This window comes from Bacillus sp. ChL18, assembly GCF_026241425.1.
GTDB lineage: Bacteria > Bacillota > Bacilli > Bacillales > Bacillaceae > Bacillus > Bacillus velezensis.
This window is the reverse complement of the sequence record NZ_JAPHWE010000001.1, coordinates 375,868-391,687: the sequence shown is the minus strand read 5'-3', so window position 1 is coordinate 391,687 and position 15,820 is coordinate 375,868. Positions and strand designations below refer to the sequence as shown.

The following is a 15,820-nucleotide window of genomic DNA, read 5'->3' as shown; positions in this document are numbered from 1 at the left end:
CAACGTTCTATCATTCCATTTACCCGAACCCTGCTTCCAACGGCACCTCATCCACATAGTCCCCATTATCAGATACCTTTAAAATAATTTCATCATTCACTTCCTCAAGGTGAATTGTAACCGATGTGGCATTTGAGTGACGTAAAATGTTAGTCAGGGATTCTTGCAGTGTGCGGTATAGTACATACAATACTGGTTTCATTGGGCCATTCGGAAATTTTTGATTCCTGAACAAAATTAAATTGAATTGAAGAGCGACCTTGAATTTGAGATACGAGTCCTTTTAATGCGATAATCCCGAGACCCATTTCGTCGCTTGACCATTCTCTTACTGAAATACGAACTTCAGCCATAGCTTGCCTTGCTATCTGAAGTAATTGTGTGGTTACTTCAGATGCCCTTTTCGGTTCATCCGGCAGCATAATTTCAAGAGCCTGCAGCTGAACGATTAAGGATGTAAGCTGGTGGCCAAGACCATCATGAATTTCACGAGCAAGCCTTATACGCTCTTCTAAAGCTGCATATTTCATGGAATGCATAGCAGCTTCCTGCAGTTCAGCGTGTGCTTCTTTTAACTCTTGATGCGCCTTGTTTATTTCTTGCAGGTGTAATTCCTTCATTCGATAAGCATTTTTCCAAATCTTACGAATTAAGACCACTATTGTAAGCAAGGGCAGAATAGAAGATAAATACTTGTACTTATCATAAACCGTTGCCAAAATCCAAACTAATGGACATAACAAAGTTGCGTCAGTTATCCCATATACATCATTCAAAATTAACTCTATTGCTATAATCAAGAGCGAAATAACAGCATATTTTATTCCGCTCCACCATGTCTCCCGTGCCCATAGTAAAACGAAATATAACAGTATCATTAAAGAAAATCCAATGACAGCCTCAAATACTTGATTCGTGAATTCTTTATACAACACATATAACAAAGCAATGGTTGCAATTTTTTAGCATTTGCCCAAAAGTACAATAGGAAGCTTGCCTGTTAGTACGTTTTGTTTATTCGATTTTAAAATTAAAATAAATAAGAATTCTTATAGAATTTCCCCCTAGGAGGAGATCTCCAATGAAATCAATTGATCTCATCATTGAAGCACTCAATAGAAAAGGGATCCTAACTGAAAAAACATTTAAAAACCGATATTCTAAAATTTTTAAAAAAAGAAAAAGTTTTATAAAGAAACGAATCAAGAGGGTTTTGAAGGAAAAGAAAAGAGGATAACGTATGTATTGGACTTTAGGTAGCTTATTTTATCTCCTCATCGGTACTTGTATTTTCATTAGAGTCATTAGGAACAGCCAATCAAGTTCTTGGTTACTTTTAATATTAGCAGCTCCATTTATTATTTTTGGTTACCCATACTTCTTTTTACAGCAGCTTCTTGCTAAACGATAAATTGTTACGTCTTATCTAAATGCAATGTTGACAGTATTCTTATTAATTATTTGAAAACAACGTTTCAATTTGAATTTTATGGAATTCCTTTCGCTAAAAACAAACCAGCTGGCCCTGCACCAATAATAGTTTCATTGTGCATGTATTTTTCCTCCGATTGTTTGATTAGACTTAACACTTCATATCATATCAAAAAACGCCTAAAACCCCGTAGTATTCCACAAAGGGATTATAATGAAGATTTGTGTCATCGGCCATAAAGAATCCCTTTTTATTCTCAGTCATTTAAAAGCTGACCTTATGTTCATCTTTTGTCATTTTGGCCAAAACAGTTCCGATCCCAGGGCACCATGTTAAAAAAACTGCTGCAATACCCAACCCTATCTTTTTTATATTCACTCCCCTCCTTCCAAATCATACAACATTGGGGAAATGTTTTCCTTTTAAAATTTTTTGGCATTAATATAGGTATATCTACTTTAATGTCGAATAATATATAGCTATGCGAACTATACCCCGGCATTGCTTTAAGGAGGAAAAACAGTGCATCATTTTTGGGAAGCAACTGAAGAAGATCCTTATAAACTTGATAGTGTAACTGAAGATATGATCAAACACACCGAAAACAGGTTAAATATCATTCTGCCTGAGTCGTACAAGAAGCTTATACTCAAGCAAAATGGAGGAATGATAAATTACAATGCATTCCCCACAACTGTGCAGAATTCGTGGGCAGAAGATCATATTGAGTTTGATTACCTGCTAGGGCTAGGTGAAGACCCAGGAATTAGACAGTTCATACCTAATAAAGGAATGGGATTTACCCGAAAATGTTCTCCTTATTCATGGAGACGGACATACTTGGACAGCTATGGATTATCGAGAAACAAACTCAAACCCTCCAATTCACTACTTCGATGTGGAAACTGATCAGGATTTCAAACTAGCAACCTCGTTTGACGAATTTTTGTCAAAACTGTATTTGCATCATTACGATATGGACAAGATATAACAATGAAGAAACAGAAATTCACAATGTATCTGAGTCAATAACTCCTTCAACAGTCAAGGCGATCCGTGAAAAAGCCGGCTTCGATGAGAGCTTCGAGCCAACTCCAAAAGCAGACTCAATTCTTGTTATGCCTTCAATTTCTTTCTTTTTTGGCGACTACCGATTTTCTCGTAAAGTTCTTGGAGTCGCAGAATCGTTAGCTCTTTAAAAACGAGATCATTTCGTAACATTCATTGTTCTCCTGCTAATTACTTAGTCCGAATTAAAAACCCAACGAAAAACGAAAGAAAACGTTGGAATTCAAACAAAAAAACGGCGCATTTCCCCGCCAATGGGACAGGTTTTTGATCATATTAAAGAGCAGCTTAAAGCAGCTGCTCTTTTGTGAGGGTATTATAACTAGATATTTTTAAGATTTTAAATTTAATTGCTTTCTAAGTTTTTTTGATAATTGGTTTCTCGTTTCATCAGTTACAACATGATACCATAAGTTATCTATTCTTTTATCTTCACCTTTTATTTCTAGCTGTTTAATATTTTTCACGGCTTCTTTATAGGAATTTTGGATATCAATCATTTTATCCATTGTTAAGTTAGTTTGAATATTGTCTTCTAATGCAGCTAAAATTCCTTGATAGTTTTTTAATGAATTTAATTTTGTGCCTTCATGAATCATTTGGTTAATGATTTCACGCTGCCGCTGCTGACGGCCCAAGTCCCCGCGTGGATCTTCTTTTCTCATTCGTGCATATTTAAGGGCAACCTTTCCATCAATGTGCTGTTTCCCTTTTGGTATATGCACACCTTCAAGGGTGAAAGGAAATTCATTATTTACCGTTATCCCGCCAATAGCATCCACAATATCTTTAAATCCCTCCATGTTTACTTTGATATAGTAATGAATTGGAATATTTAAAAATTGTTCGACAGTTTTTACGGAACCTTCTATTCCCTCATAAGTATATGCCGAGTTTATTTTGATATTAGTATTCTTCGATTGCATGAATACTCTGGTATCACGCGGAATACTTACCATTGTTGATTTTTTTGTAATTGGATTAACAGTTAATACAATCATGGAGTCAGTGCGTCCTTTATCACCTGGGCGCTCATCTACGCCCAGCAAGAGTATTGATATGGGATCGTGTTTATTAACAACATTTTGTGACTTGGAATCCCTATCCAGAGGCTCATACATGTGACTGACCGATTTTGCTACAGTACGGTAAATAGTGTAGTAAGTCAGTCCTCCAACCGTTAACAATAGAGCTAGAATAAACAGTATAATATTTTGCATTTTCAGTTTCCTTCTTCCGATTTTCATCCATAATTCCTTTCATAATGAAGAATTTAAAAATGTAAGTATTGACAGTTCTTTATTATCGCTTATCTTGCGAAATTCAGTTGAATCTGAATTGAACCGGTTTTATTGAATCATTAATTGCTTTCATTTCGTAGCCGTTATCTTTGAAATACTTTAATAATTCTTCCAAGTAAGCTGCGGTAGTTGGTTTTTCATGCATTAACACAACAAGAGGTTCTTTCCCTACTAGGTTATTTACTTGTTGGATTGTGTTCTTTACCATTTCTCCATGAGTGTACTTCCAGTCTTCTGAATCAACTGTCCAATCCCAGAGATCAAACCGGTCACGCTTCACTACCTCTCTAAATGGACCAGTAATGTAAGGTTTTGATCCGTAGGGTGCTCTTATCAAATGTGATTTAGTTTTGGTTGTTTCTTTGATAAAGTTAAGCGTATCGTTCATTTCCTTTTCAAAACTCTCAGGGGATTTATAGATTTCGGATACTTGATGCGTCACACCGTGAGACCCGACAGAGTGACCGTTTTTCACCATTTTTCTCACAATATCAGTATTTTGCTCGATGTTAGGCTTTAACATAAAGAACGTCCCTTTTGCATTGTATTTATCGAGCAAATCCATGATTTTCTCTGAAGCAGCTGGGTTTGGTCCATCATCAAATGTTAAATAGACAACCTTTCCGATTTCAGCTGATGTTTTTTGTCCTTCCTTTTTCTCTGCTGCATTTTTGTTCTTCTCTTTGTGTATCTCCTCAGAAGAGGCTTTCCTTTCTTTTAATGAATCTAGCTTAGGACCAGCCATGGCATTCCAGGAAAGGCATACTAAAGTTATACAAAGTATAAGAAATACACAAAAACCTACTCCTAATAATCGTTCCATTCGCAATTTATGTTTGCTTTTGGGTGAATTCGGCATTCTTCCAACTCCTCATTTGCAATAGTTTCTTTAACTAGTCACATAGACAAAACGTCAATGGACAAGCTTTGATAGAAATGAATCTTTTATTAATATAAATTGAGGGTATCGCAAAAGTTTGATCAACTTGTAAACAAAATGTCACAAAAAAAGATACTTACGAACTGCAATTTTTTTGCGTGCAGGAAATATAAAGGAATGTAATCCTTTGCAGATAATAAAAAAACCCGATTTCTTTAAACAGAAATCGGGTTTTTGAGACTCTACATCACAATTATTTAAAGGCTATGATATATGATGAGTTTTCCGAAGAGAAATACAGGTCTTTATCATTAATGAGCAGGTTTTTGCCATCAGGACTCCAATACATTTCTGACGGACTGGTACCGTGGTATATTGGTTCTGCATTCAGGATGTTTTTTCCTTGCAGTCTTCCTGCATAAGTGTTGTCTTTGCCATATAAAGAGTAGGCAATTCTTTTTCGATCATTTGACATTTTGAAAACATCCACATTTTCAAGCAGAACAGAGAGCTCACTGTTTCTTAAATCGTATTTGCACAACGTTCCTCCGGTACCTAAAAATAAAAATTGGTAATTGTTTAACCAAACAGGTTCGTCATAACTAGTTTGACGTTTGTTCTTAATCACGATCCCATCATTGGTTATGGTGCCTGTTATAATGCGTTTTTGTTGCCCATGTAACATTGTAAGCAGCAAATGACATCTGTCATCTGAAATTGATGCTGCAATAAGGGACTCTTTTTCATCTAAATCATTCAATGGATATGTTTTGAGAGTTCCAGAATCCGTATTATACACATTGACCGCGGCCTTTCCATTTTTCGCAGGATCAATGACAATATAACAAATATCTTTACCGTTATTTGACCATGAAATATCTTGTACATAGGCACCCTTGTTAGAAGAAAAGCTGGCTATTTTCTTTTTGTTTCTGTTCGTCAGTGACATTAGATTTAATGTGATCCTATCCGTTGAAATCGTTAATCCGACAGCGTTTTTCCCATCGGGAGACATTTTTATGTCAGCAGTGTTGCTTTCAATGGTTTGAAGAGTTTCAGGTTTTTCAAAGGGGAAAGAAAGGCGCTGAATAGGATGCGATGCTAAACGTTCAGTTGTGTCATTCCCTTTGAAATAACCAACCACAGTGTTTGACGCAGACCATCCAAGCAACTGGTCAACCTTGGGGAGACGATATATTTTCTTAACATGAAAGGAGCCGGACTTCTGAACCTCAGTCTGATTCTCTTCCTTGTTTGGAATGATAATGGTTTCAGATTGCTTTCTCACATTATAACTGGCCGCAAAAATGACGAAAATTAATATTAACCCTGACCATATGATAAGTTGTTTGGTCTTCATGATTATTTCTCAACCTTCATATAAGCTAATTCGATACTTATAATTGTATTATTATTTTTATAGAACATCTTGATTGTTCCCCCATGCTCCTCTGCAATTGTTTTAACTATACTTAATCCCAAGCCTAGACTTCCCTCTTCCGCAGCCTTTCGGTTAATTGAATAAAAAGGCTCCATCACTTTTGTGTATTGGTTATCTTCATATGGATCACTTGGATTCTTGAATATGAAAAGAACCTGATCTCCAACAACTTTTGCCGTAATAGTGATTGCTGAATTCGATAAACTGTATTTGATCGCATTGTCCAGAAGGTTTATAAAAAGCTGGCGCAGTCTATTCATTTGACCATATACATAGAGGTCTTCTTCAATTTCAAACCTGATTTTCTTTTTATATCGCCCTGCCCGAAATTTCATAGATTCACATACATCTTTTAATATCGATCCTGCATCTATCCTATTAAATTGATCTTTAGATGTTTCTCGGGATACCTCAAGGAGTTTTATGACCAAATTGTGCAGCCGCCGGCTTTCTTCCACAATATGATTCATTCCTTTATTAAAAAACTTCTGATCTGATGCACCTTTTTGTTTTATGATTTCAGCATATCCCTGTATGGAAGTCAAAGGTGTTTTTAACTCATGGGTCATATTGTCAAAAAAACGTTTTTCCTGTTCGTTAAGTTTTCTTAACCTGTCCCTATCTTTTTCAATCGTTAAGATTTGATCTCTAATTTTGGTAACCATATCATTAAAATTAATCGTAAGCTGTCCAATTTCATCTTTTCTATGAAAGTGGATATCCACATCCAATTTTCCCTGTTTGACTTTTGAAGTAGCCCCTGTCAGCTTAACGATTGGAATCGTGATATGTCTCGAGAGGATATAAGAGAATAGAAACGCTGCAACAAATATAGCAAGGGCAATATAAAAAATAATATTTAAAATCTCTCCGCTTTGTTTGTAAAGCAAATTAAAATTTTTGGAAATGCGTAAAATGCCGACTTTTGTACCGTCAATGACAACTGGAAAAGAGAAAAACACTTCTGCTTTATTTTGGTCATGAGTGATATGGTAAGCATTCTTGCCGTTAATCGCTTTTTTAAGATCCTCATCAGCACCTTGTGAAAAAACGGTTTTATTAGAAGAAGACAATAAAGTGCCATTTACGGTATAAACACCTATATTGTTTCCTGTTGAATGAGTTAGACTTTCCACTATTTCATCGGCCATATCACCGAAGTAAAGTTCGTTGTTTTTATAATGATTGATTAAAAATGCCTGGTTGATATACACGATACTGTTTTTTTTCAAGTCTATTAAATCTGAGGTCACAATCTTTTCATTGCTTGACCAAATCACGCTTTTGACCGTTTGGTTGAGTACAAGGAAAGAAAGAGAGAAAATCAGAAAGAAACCAATAATGAATTTACCCTTAATGGTATGTAACACTCTCTATTCCTCCTGTTTCTCAAATTTATATCCGATACCAAACACTGTTTTAATCAATCCGCTTGCGTTCAGTTTCTTTCGGAGCCTTTGTATATGAGTGTCTACCGTACGTGTATCCCCGGCAAAGTCATACCCCCAGATGAATTCCAACAGCTCAGAACGTGTGAATATTTTCCGCGGATGGTCAATCAAGGTCTTAAGCAGATCAAATTCTTTAGGAGTCAAATCAACAATGTTCCCGTCTTTTTTTACTATTCTTTCATCTGGGATGATCACAATATTTTTAAACTGAATATGATTTTCGTTAGCCGTTTCTTGATTATTTACGAGGTCAGCTTGTTCAAGGCGCCTAAGTATCGTTCGAATTCTAGCGGTAACTTCGCGCAAATCAAAAGGCTTTGTAATATAATCATCAGCTCCAAATTCCAACCCAAGTACTTTATCAGTGATATCTGACTTTGCGGTGATCATAAGTATAGGGATATTATAGCGATGAGTCACTATTTTACAGATGTCCAATCCGCTGAAATCTGGCAGCATCCAATCGAGCAGCAGCAGATCGGGTTTGAATTGATCTATTTTTTTCATCCCTAAAGCCCCGGTGGCTGCGGCACACGTTTGAAAACCTTCTTGTGAAAGCCCGTATGAAAGGAGATCAGCTATTGCTTCATCATCTTCAATGATAAGTATTTTAGTGTCATGTAACATTTCATTCATTCCCTATTCATGGTTAGTTTAAATTTTAGTTTATTATAACACCCTTTGAAGAGAGTTCATTAATAACTTGGAATTATACAAGAATTGTCAATGTCATTTCCGATACTTGTAACCTGCCAGGCAAGTGCTGATTGTTTAAACGATGAAACAGTGGTAGATCTGTACAATGTAAAGAAAATAGATAAAAAAAGAAAAGGGGGAGGGCCAACGAGTGTGGAAAGGATGGAAGGAGAAAGATGATGATCAAGCTGATCTTGTTACTACATACACTATAGAAGAATTAGAGAAAACAAAAATGGTCAATGATAAAGATCTATGAGGAAGGCAATTAGCGATGCAAAACCAAAACAATTTTAATTTTAAATCACTGAAAATGAATCTTTTTGACCGCATTGAAAACAATTGTGATATCTTCTTACAAAGTATTCTGGAAAAGTGAAATTTATACTATTCAATCTATCAAATAAGACCCGATTGATTTATATGACCTATCTATCTGACCCGTTTTATAATTTCTTTCCCTTCCAGTTATATGATTTCTGACCGAACAGAAAATACTCATTTTTCATCATTATTCCAAACGAGAAACTTTATATACTTTTGTTCAAGGAAAGGGGGGGCATAAAGCAGGAAACGAGAAATAAGTTGTCTGTTGTCGGCCTATGGATCTCTAAAAATCTCAAGGAGGAATTGAATTGAATAAAAAGATAATCACATCCGTCACCGCTCTGATGCTCGCTGCTTCCAGTCTGCCTGCTTTTGCCCACGCTAAAGAAAAAGAGGCTGAACCCACTGTTACATCAACACCGGCCGTTAAACAAACAATGAACCTTAATCAGCCTAAGGCCGGAACTGGCATACCTGGTGTTAATTTCAATGTGAATCTTGACGTCCTCGGCATAGCAAATGCAATCCAAGGTGCTGTTGTGCAGAACGCAAACCGACCGGGTTTTGTCAAAAACATGATGGAATCTACTTTTTACTCTGCGGGACAGAAATATAATGTCATGGTATTTAATTTGGCCCAGAATTACGAAGATCACTTCAGAGGCGTCAAATTCTATGGATCTGCCGTTCTTAATGGAGTGGTATACGGGATCTGGGTGTTTGAAGATGGGGAATTCACCAACCAAGGAGATGGCGGCTGGGATAACTGGGCGTTCAGAGGCTGGTTTGACAGAGATGGCAAACATGTCACATTTTATAAACCGTAAAAAGTCAAAAAGGTGTGCAGCTGATAAAGTTGCACACCTTTTTGATGTTTTGCTGAAAGTAAATTTATGTGCCGATCAGTCAAATAAAGTTCCTTATCAACAAGTAAGATTTATATGTAGTCTAATCTGTACGTCTTTTGAAGTAAAGTATGAGGCATTCAAGGAGCTGTTAGGACGTCTTCGTTACTCAACGTTGTCGCTTCACATTTTCAACAAATCCAGTCGGAGAGGACAATTGGACTTTTAAACATTTCTTTAAGGATGATAAGGAGCTCTATAAGCATATTGGGTGTTGCTGCCTCTATCCTAGCTTTAGGTATCGCCTGCCTTGATTTATTTTTTCATTTGATCAGATACTTTGAAAATGACAAGCTGCCTTCTTGTTGGTGCACGGATATCTTTGATCTTTTCATGCATTGGATTTACCGCTTCAATGAAACCCAAGCAGTTATTAGGTGGTTTTCTGTACAAATACAGGTGAATAACTTAATTTATTACATATAAGTTATCCTGCAAAACTGTGCACGAAATGTCGGGTAGATACATTTCGCTCCTGTTATTCTTTTGGTAAAGGAGGTCAAATAAATGGATTCGCTTAAAAGGATGAACAGCGCATTAACGTATATCGAAGAAAACCTCACGAACGATATTGATTTCAAAGAAGCATCAAGGCTTGCTTTCTGCTCTGAATATCATTTTAAAAGGATGTTTTCCTTCCTTACAGGTATTTCATTATCGGAATATATTCGCCGCAGACGTCTTACTCTTGCAGCTTTTGAACTTAAAGACAGCCGCGTAAAGGTGATTGATCTTGCAATAAAATACGGGTATCACTCACCAGATTCTTTTGCACGAGCATTTCAAAATCTGCATGGCATAAGACCATCAGAAGCTAGACATAATGGCCATTCACTTAAAGCTTATCCGCGAATGACATTCCAGTTATCAATCAAAGGAGGAAATGAAATGAACTATCGCATTGAAGAAAAAGAGGCATTTCGCATCGTCGGCATTAAAAAAAGAGTCCCTATTTTGTTCAAAGGCGTGAATCCTGACATTGCATCGATGTGGGAAAGTTTAGATGAAGCAGCAATCAATCAACTTAAAGAGCTTTCTAATGTAGCGCCTGTAGGACTCATTAGTGCATCCACGAACTTTTCTGAAGGCCGGACAGAGGAAAACGGAGAGCTTGATCACTATATTGGCGCAGCCACAACGAAACATTGCCCAAATCACCTATCACAGCTTGAAGTCTCTGCCTCAACATGGGCTGTATTCGAAGCAGCCGGATCATTTCCGGATGCACTGCAGGAAGTATGGGGGCGGATTTATTCCGAATGGTTTCCATCGTCACATTATGAACAAATTGAAGGCCCAGAAATCCTGTGGAATGAGCATAAAGATGTAACATCGCCATCTTTTAAAAGTGAAATTTGGATACCCATTTCAAAAAAGCAATATATCTTACAATGAAATTAGACGAATTGAAGGTTTTAAGGAAGGGGTCTCATCCCTTCCTCTTTAAGTTACTAACCCGATCTGCAGCATTATTGATACCACTAATCTACGAATTGAGTTTTTTAATGAGCAGAGCCGTTCTTACTGAAAATCTAAATTGAGGTGTCCTATTGCGTTTTGATGATCTGCTTCTCACCTCTTATTTTCCGCCTTAACGTCCGATCCTTTCTGCAATTGCTTCTGCAAAGTCGGACGTTGATGATTGACCGCCAAGATCTCCTGTTTTAATTCCTGCCTTCACGGTTTCCCGAAGTGAGTTTTCTATTAATTCCGCTGCTTCTTTCAGTTTTTTATCACGATACTGTGTACTGAGCATTCAAACAACATAGCAGTTGAAAGTATAATACGATAGGATTCGCAATATTTTCCCTGCAATGTCAGGTGCTGAACCGTGAGCAGCCTGGGCCATTGCCTGCTTTCCCATTTGTATTAATTGACAGTGCAAGCCCCAAGCTGCCGACGAACTAAATGTACCGTCATTGCATCAATATGATAATCATCCACTTCAGGGTATTGTTCCGGCATTTCTCGGCACGTATTCAAAAAGAGTCCCGAGCCATGTAACCTTCTTACGGCGTTCCATCGCACTTTGAAAGGCTGCATGCGCAATACGTGTAATCGCCTTTTTAGTGAAAACTCCAGTCAATACAGCCACTTCCGGGGTTACCTGCCATTCCCCTAAACCGATATACATATTTCGGCCAGCGTAAAAGCCTTCCGTATTTTCACGGTAAATGACCAAATTAGCTTTCCCTGCAATACTTTTCATTCCAGGTATTGTCTTTGCCGGCGGCAATGGCTTTTCACTCAATGGTAACCAGCTTAAACCTGGACAGGTTTCAGGGTGTATCTACTCATTGGAGTTCCGTTTCTTGCAACTTAACCAAAAACTTCCTTACAAAGAACAAATCACTTCTCTATTGTGGGATGCTGCCGAAAATAAATGACTTCACAACAGAGAAACTGAAAGCGGTATAAAAAAACAGCTCCGTTAAAATGGCCGGAACCGTCTTTGACTTTTGGATTTTGCAGTTATCTCCATCGTTAGTTTAATTAGAATTCAGATAATCCAAGACACGATCAACTCTTTCATTGACTGAGTAATCTCCTTCAATTTTTAACAATGGACAAGATAAATCTGCCATCCAATGTTCGTGTAAAGCTTTGCTTCTAACTTCCATTCCGGCATTATCATATAAAGAAGCCCACTCTAAAAATGTTTTTGATTGTTCATATTTACTGCCGCCGTCTAACACTTCGTTTCCATAACGGTGAAATTCCCTATGCCTTAATCTCTCAAGCCGTATATCCTGCGGAATCCATAAGAAGATGACAAGGTCAAAATAACTTTTTAGATCATCGCCCCAGCCGCACACTGCGCCAGAAAGAATCCATTTCTCATTTATTGTCAAGTCTTTTTCAAGCAACTTTCTTCTTTCAGGAATTTCTCTTTTCTTAGTGAATTTATCTGTCCAATAGTAATCATCAGTATCAAGATGCGTATGAGGCAAATGCTTTGATAATGCAACTCCCAATGTTGAAGTTCCGACTCCGGAGGCTCCCAGTATGTGAATCTTATTTTTCATAGTTCCCTCTCCTTATGAAGCAACGAAACTCCCTGTCCGCTGCACAAGGTTCTTACTATTGTTTTAACATAAATCCCCAAAAACCTTTACTTTGTCAGGGGAATCCAAATGCGTGTTAAAACCATACTGCTTACGAACTTCATGGTCATTTTCAAACAGAATGACTAACTTTCTCTCCGGCCTATTTTAATATCCTCATACACTTTCTCAAAAGTCTCGATTGGCAGTGAAAACTTGGTTGTTTTCTCGTTACGATAATTGATCATGATCTCAATTTGATTATTTTTTTGTTCAAACTCAATAAGTGCATTCTCCCATTTATCTCTGATTGAAATGATACAATTTCCATTTTTCTTTTCCTTTTTCTTATAAATGTAATTCACTTTAACTCCCCTTTCATTGATCGACAAAAGGTTTCGGAATAAGGAAGCTCCTCAAAAAAAGGATCAAAACTTTTATCAAGTTTGATCCTTTTCCCTTTTTAGTCATTTCTTTGCGAACGTTTATAGACATTCACGGTTACCAGCCAGCTCATAACGATGATTCCTGCAAAAAGAATGAGCATATTACTGTACAAATAAGCGGAATGATCAGCGTTAACAGGCAGCAGCCTTTGATCCAGCAAGCGGACCGATAATAAACCGCCTGCAATCGAAATACCCGTCCCCTCTGATAAAAAGCTTGTAAAATTAAGCAGACTCATTCCGGCGCCGGCTTCCTTTTGTTTCAAACTGCCAGACACAATTGTAGATATAACCGTTTTTGTGAAGGAGAGCCCCCCAAAAACAAAAACGATTATAACGGTCATGAGCCAAGGTGTCGCATCTATGAAAAAGGCAGCGATTAAAAAACTGGAAGACATCAATGCAATCCCAATGGTCAGCACATATAAAGAACCTTTCCGATCAACAAGCCATCCTCCAATGTAACCGAAGATGATGACGCTCATCGTCCCGGGGAACATAATCCCGCTTCCAATTGCCGCAGTACTTAAATGGTGAACATCTTTCATCATATAAGGAACCATAGACACAAATCCTGCAGCAGTGCCAAATATCAGGCCTCCGCAAAGGACGCCCATCATAAACAAGACATTTTTCCCCAGTGCAGGGTCAACAAAGGGATTTTGAGTTTTCCTAATATGTTTCACAAATATCAGGAAAGCCAGAATACTGATGATCAGAAAAGATAGTCTATATGACGTTGTAAACAGCAGAAAAAATACGATGCCTGCAGACATTAATATAATCCCCGTCATATCAAAGCGCCCGCTGATTCTTTCTTCCTTTTCCAGCAGTTTCATCAGGAATGGAACGGTGATAACTGTTGCTGTCGGAATAAGCAGCAAATATGACCAGTGAATATAATGAGCGATCATTCCGCCAATAGCTGGTCCGGCGCCTTCCCCCATTGCTACCAGCGACCCGATCAGACCAAATGCTTTACCCCTGTTTTCTTTCGGAATATAGCGTACTACTGCAACCATCACAAGAGCCGGGAATGCGGCTGCACCAGCCCCTTGAATAAATCGGGCCAGAATGAGTACAGGAAAGAAAGAGTGTCCGACAAATCCAATGATCGACCCGAAGCCATTTACCATAATTCCAAATAGAAGCAGCTTTTTGATGCCCAGCTGATCTGATAACTTCCCATACAGAGCAGTTCCGATGGAAAAGGTTAACATAAAGGCCGTGTTCACCCAGTTTGCACTCGCCGGCAGTTTATGAAAATCGTTGGCGATATCAGGTAATGAGACGTTCAAAACCATTTCATTTAATACGCTGAAAAATGACAAAACACAAAGCCAAATGAACACTTGGTTGTGCCGTAAAGCTGACTGTGAATAAGGCGTATTCACAACTTTCCCTCCATTAATGAGGGCAGACGCAGTTTATAGGGCCGTTGATACGCTTCCCTCTTTTAAATGTACCCTGTTCATTTTTTTGCACTTCATCCATAACTCCCCCTGCATTGATTGATATACCTTATTATAAATCTTCAAACCGATGTTTTGAATACTTTGCGACCACACCCGCTAAATGACGAAACATCAAATACTGTTATCTTTAAAATTTACAGTACCAAAAAACCGCAATTTCATTTGCTGTTGAAAAATTGGAATAAAGCATTGTATCGACCGCTCCTATGACAAAGTTATTTTTGGCATAAAAATGACAAGCTGAAACATTAATATCTTGTGTTTCAAGCATAAGACCGCATAAATGATTCTCCTTTGCCCACTCAACCGCTTTATGTAATAAAGCCGTCCCGACACCATTTTTTCTATAATCTTTTGCAACGGCAATGTCTTCAATCAGTGCGTATCCATTCCAATTAGAACGAAGCTTACTCCGGCCGACACAGTCGTTCTCTGCGTAATAAAAAAAGACAGCTTTATCCTCTGCTTCAATATAACTGACATCAATGTCTTCATCGTCATATTTTTTGACATAAGGTTCAGCAAATTTCTCCTCTGTATATGTCCAAACATTGTCCTCAAATGAAGGGATGATTCTCCCTGAAACAACGAAAGGTTCGTTTGGTTTATTGAAGTCTTTCATATTGAATCGCGTCATTTTAGTTATCATCATAATCACCTTTCTGCATTTATTGACCTTTTAATTTACATCTTTTGAACTGTTGATTCGTCTGCATGTCATGGATACCGGTTTAATAACTCTAGGACTAAAACAAAAAAGATACCAACATCGATTGGTATCATCTATTCATTCGAGCCCTTACAACAATATCCTATTTCGGAGCTTCCAAACCGAATGTTGCCCATTCCTCTTTTGCCGGACCATAAATACCCGGAACAGGTAAACCTGCTTGTCTCATAAGGACAGTCATTTGTCCTCGATGATGGTTTTGATGTTGAATTAAAAACATCAAAAGTGAACCATTCGGCAATTGCTGACCAATAAAGTTGACACATTCTTGAAGCGTATCGTCAGTCCATTGCGTTTTTAACGCCTGTACAAATGCATTACTGGCTTGATGATAACTCTCAGCAATAAACCGCGCCGATGCAGGAACAGGATAATCTTCAGCCGGAGCGTGAAATGTTAAATCTGTGTTTGAGGTAATGATGTGAATGGCAGCGACAGTATGCCATGCAATACGGCCTAAAGTCCAATGTTGTGAAGTGATTTCTTGTTTAAGTGATTCATCAGTCAGATGATTCAGCAGTTTCTGTGTCGCATCGGCTTCGAACTCCCAAGATTTCAAAAAATGGTCTAAGGTTTGAAACATAAAAATCCTCCTTATCCTTTCTTGTTTTTCTATGTATCTAC

17 protein-coding genes and 3 pseudogenes are annotated in these 15,820 nt (G+C 37.8%); 6 read left to right on the top strand and 14 right to left on the bottom strand.

Annotated elements, in window-relative coordinates; all coding sequences use genetic code 11:
* Positions 1 to 19: 19 nt before the first annotated feature.
* Both OQ477_RS21010 and OQ477_RS02105 read right to left on the bottom strand, forming a co-directional pair.
* Positions 20 to 202, bottom strand: coding sequence for an ATP-binding protein (locus OQ477_RS21010; RefSeq protein ID WP_416346507.1), 183 nt, complete (start codon positions 200 to 202; stop codon positions 20 to 22).
* The gene (locus OQ477_RS02105) at positions 150 to 878 is read right to left on the bottom strand and encodes a sensor histidine kinase (RefSeq protein WP_265971242.1); all 729 of its coding nucleotides are present in this window, start codon (positions 876 to 878) and stop codon (positions 150 to 152) included. Before OQ477_RS02105 ends, OQ477_RS21010 begins: the two co-directional genes overlap by 53 nt.
* A gap of 203 nt (positions 879 to 1,081) precedes the next feature.
* Here OQ477_RS02105 and OQ477_RS02100 point away from each other — a divergent pair, with 203 nt between their 5' ends.
* The 3 genes and pseudogenes from OQ477_RS02100 to OQ477_RS02090 all read left to right on the top strand — a co-directional run.
* Positions 1,082 to 1,237: a hypothetical protein gene (locus OQ477_RS02100; protein ID WP_265971241.1), complete on the top strand. Its 156-nt coding sequence runs from the start codon at positions 1,082 to 1,084 to the stop codon at positions 1,235 to 1,237.
* Positions 1,238 to 1,240: 3 nt separating this feature from the next.
* A complete protein-coding gene (locus tag OQ477_RS02095) occupies positions 1,241 to 1,411 on the top strand; it encodes a hypothetical protein (protein WP_265971239.1) in 171 nt (56 codons plus the stop codon).
* Between the two features lie 543 nt (positions 1,412 to 1,954).
* Positions 1,955 to 2,408, top strand: a pseudogene (locus tag OQ477_RS02090) (SMI1/KNR4 family protein); the annotation flags it as partial.
* Between the two features lie 424 nt (positions 2,409 to 2,832).
* Here the strand turns inward: OQ477_RS02090 and OQ477_RS02085 are convergent.
* From OQ477_RS02085 to OQ477_RS02065, 5 genes are all read right to left on the bottom strand, one after another.
* Positions 2,833 to 3,747, bottom strand: a complete 915-nt coding sequence (locus OQ477_RS02085; RefSeq protein WP_265971237.1) for an LCP family protein — start codon at positions 3,745 to 3,747, stop codon at positions 2,833 to 2,835.
* Positions 3,748 to 3,823: 76 nt separating this feature from the next.
* Positions 3,824 to 4,660, bottom strand: coding sequence for a polysaccharide deacetylase family protein (locus OQ477_RS02080; RefSeq protein WP_265971235.1), 837 nt, complete (start codon positions 4,658 to 4,660; stop codon positions 3,824 to 3,826).
* Between the two features lie 274 nt (positions 4,661 to 4,934).
* On the bottom strand, positions 4,935 to 6,047 hold the full coding sequence (locus OQ477_RS02075; protein ID WP_265972404.1) for a WD40 repeat domain-containing protein: 1,113 nt from the start codon (positions 6,045 to 6,047) through the stop codon (positions 4,935 to 4,937).
* Complete coding sequence (locus OQ477_RS02070) at positions 6,044 to 7,492, bottom strand: sensor histidine kinase (RefSeq protein ID WP_265971233.1); 1,449 nt, start codon at positions 7,490 to 7,492, stop codon at positions 6,044 to 6,046. The genes OQ477_RS02075 and OQ477_RS02070 overlap by 4 nt, the downstream gene beginning before the upstream one ends.
* A 3-nt stretch (positions 7,493 to 7,495) precedes the next feature.
* A complete protein-coding gene (locus tag OQ477_RS02065; RefSeq protein ID WP_080130360.1) occupies positions 7,496 to 8,200 on the bottom strand; it encodes a response regulator transcription factor in 705 nt (234 codons plus the stop codon).
* 740 nt (positions 8,201 to 8,940) lie between these two features.
* Between OQ477_RS02065 and OQ477_RS02060 the strand changes: the two genes are divergently transcribed.
* The 3 genes and pseudogenes from OQ477_RS02060 to OQ477_RS02050 all read left to right on the top strand — a co-directional run bounded on the left by OQ477_RS02060 (position 8,941) and on the right by OQ477_RS02050 (position 10,896).
* Entirely contained in the window at positions 8,941 to 9,423 is a 483-nt protein-coding gene (locus tag OQ477_RS02060) for a stress response protein YvgO (RefSeq protein WP_265972402.1), read from the top strand.
* A 139-nt stretch (positions 9,424 to 9,562) separates the two neighbouring features.
* Positions 9,563 to 9,695, top strand: a pseudogene (locus tag OQ477_RS02055) (phage terminase large subunit); the annotation flags it as partial.
* A gap of 313 nt (positions 9,696 to 10,008) precedes the next feature.
* Positions 10,009 to 10,896: an AraC family transcriptional regulator gene (locus tag OQ477_RS02050; protein WP_265971230.1), complete on the top strand. Its 888-nt coding sequence runs from the start codon at positions 10,009 to 10,011 to the stop codon at positions 10,894 to 10,896.
* Between the two features lie 196 nt (positions 10,897 to 11,092).
* Here OQ477_RS02050 and OQ477_RS21005 read toward each other — a convergent pair.
* The 7 genes and pseudogenes from OQ477_RS21005 to OQ477_RS02015 form a co-directional block, all read right to left on the bottom strand.
* A pseudogene (locus tag OQ477_RS21005) lies at positions 11,093 to 11,731 on the bottom strand (isocitrate/isopropylmalate family dehydrogenase); the annotation flags it as partial.
* Between the two features lie 259 nt (positions 11,732 to 11,990).
* Entirely contained in the window at positions 11,991 to 12,527 is a 537-nt protein-coding gene (locus OQ477_RS02035; RefSeq protein WP_263612078.1) for an AAA family ATPase, read from the bottom strand.
* Positions 12,528 to 12,691: 164 nt separating this feature from the next.
* Positions 12,692 to 12,910, bottom strand: a complete 219-nt coding sequence (locus OQ477_RS02030) for a hypothetical protein (RefSeq protein ID WP_031378922.1) — start codon at positions 12,908 to 12,910, stop codon at positions 12,692 to 12,694.
* Between the two features lie 98 nt (positions 12,911 to 13,008).
* The gene (tet, locus tag OQ477_RS02025) at positions 13,009 to 14,385 is read right to left on the bottom strand and encodes a Tet(L)/Tet(K)/Tet(45) family tetracycline efflux MFS transporter (protein WP_265971227.1); all 1,377 of its coding nucleotides are present in this window, start codon (positions 14,383 to 14,385) and stop codon (positions 13,009 to 13,011) included.
* Positions 14,386 to 14,418: 33 nt separating this feature from the next.
* Positions 14,419 to 14,481: a tetracycline resistance efflux system leader peptide gene (locus tag OQ477_RS21000; protein WP_416346525.1), complete on the bottom strand. Its 63-nt coding sequence runs from the start codon at positions 14,479 to 14,481 to the stop codon at positions 14,419 to 14,421.
* Between the two features lie 112 nt (positions 14,482 to 14,593).
* Complete coding sequence (satA, locus tag OQ477_RS02020; RefSeq protein ID WP_094296053.1) at positions 14,594 to 15,115, bottom strand: streptothricin N-acetyltransferase SatA; 522 nt, start codon at positions 15,113 to 15,115, stop codon at positions 14,594 to 14,596.
* Positions 15,116 to 15,278: 163 nt separating this feature from the next.
* Positions 15,279 to 15,779 carry a DinB family protein gene (locus OQ477_RS02015; RefSeq protein ID WP_265971226.1) on the bottom strand — a complete coding sequence of 167 codons (501 nt, stop codon included), beginning with the start codon at positions 15,777 to 15,779 and terminating at the stop codon, positions 15,279 to 15,281.
* Positions 15,780 to 15,820 lie beyond the last annotated feature (41 nt).

What these genes read in the sequence shown, in the direction of transcription:
- OQ477_RS21010 (WP_416346507.1), bottom strand. Translation starts at nt 202, where the DNA reads ATGAAACCAGTATTGTATGTACTATACCGCACACTGCAAGAATCCCTG.
- OQ477_RS02105 (WP_265971242.1), bottom strand. Translation starts at nt 878, where the DNA reads ATGATACTGTTATATTTCGTTTTACTATGGGCACGGGAGACATGGTGG.
- OQ477_RS02100 (WP_265971241.1), top strand. Translation starts at nt 1,082, where the DNA reads ATGAAATCAATTGATCTCATCATTGAAGCACTCAATAGAAAAGGGATC.
- OQ477_RS02095 (WP_265971239.1), top strand. Translation starts at nt 1,241, where the DNA reads ATGTATTGGACTTTAGGTAGCTTATTTTATCTCCTCATCGGTACTTGT.
- OQ477_RS02085 (WP_265971237.1), bottom strand. Translation starts at nt 3,747, where the DNA reads ATGAAAATCGGAAGAAGGAAACTGAAAATGCAAAATATTATACTGTTT.
- OQ477_RS02080 (WP_265971235.1), bottom strand. Translation starts at nt 4,660, where the DNA reads ATGCCGAATTCACCCAAAAGCAAACATAAATTGCGAATGGAACGATTA.
- OQ477_RS02065 (WP_080130360.1), bottom strand. Translation starts at nt 8,200, where the DNA reads ATGTTACATGACACTAAAATACTTATCATTGAAGATGATGAAGCAATA.
- OQ477_RS02060 (WP_265972402.1), top strand. Translation starts at nt 8,941, where the DNA reads ATGCTCGCTGCTTCCAGTCTGCCTGCTTTTGCCCACGCTAAAGAAAAA.
- OQ477_RS02050 (WP_265971230.1), top strand. Translation starts at nt 10,009, where the DNA reads ATGGATTCGCTTAAAAGGATGAACAGCGCATTAACGTATATCGAAGAA.
- OQ477_RS02035 (WP_263612078.1), bottom strand. Translation starts at nt 12,527, where the DNA reads ATGAAAAATAAGATTCACATACTGGGAGCCTCCGGAGTCGGAACTTCA.
- satA (WP_094296053.1), bottom strand. Translation starts at nt 15,115, where the DNA reads ATGATAACTAAAATGACGCGATTCAATATGAAAGACTTCAATAAACCA.
- OQ477_RS02015 (WP_265971226.1), bottom strand. Translation starts at nt 15,779, where the DNA reads ATGTTTCAAACCTTAGACCATTTTTTGAAATCTTGGGAGTTCGAAGCC.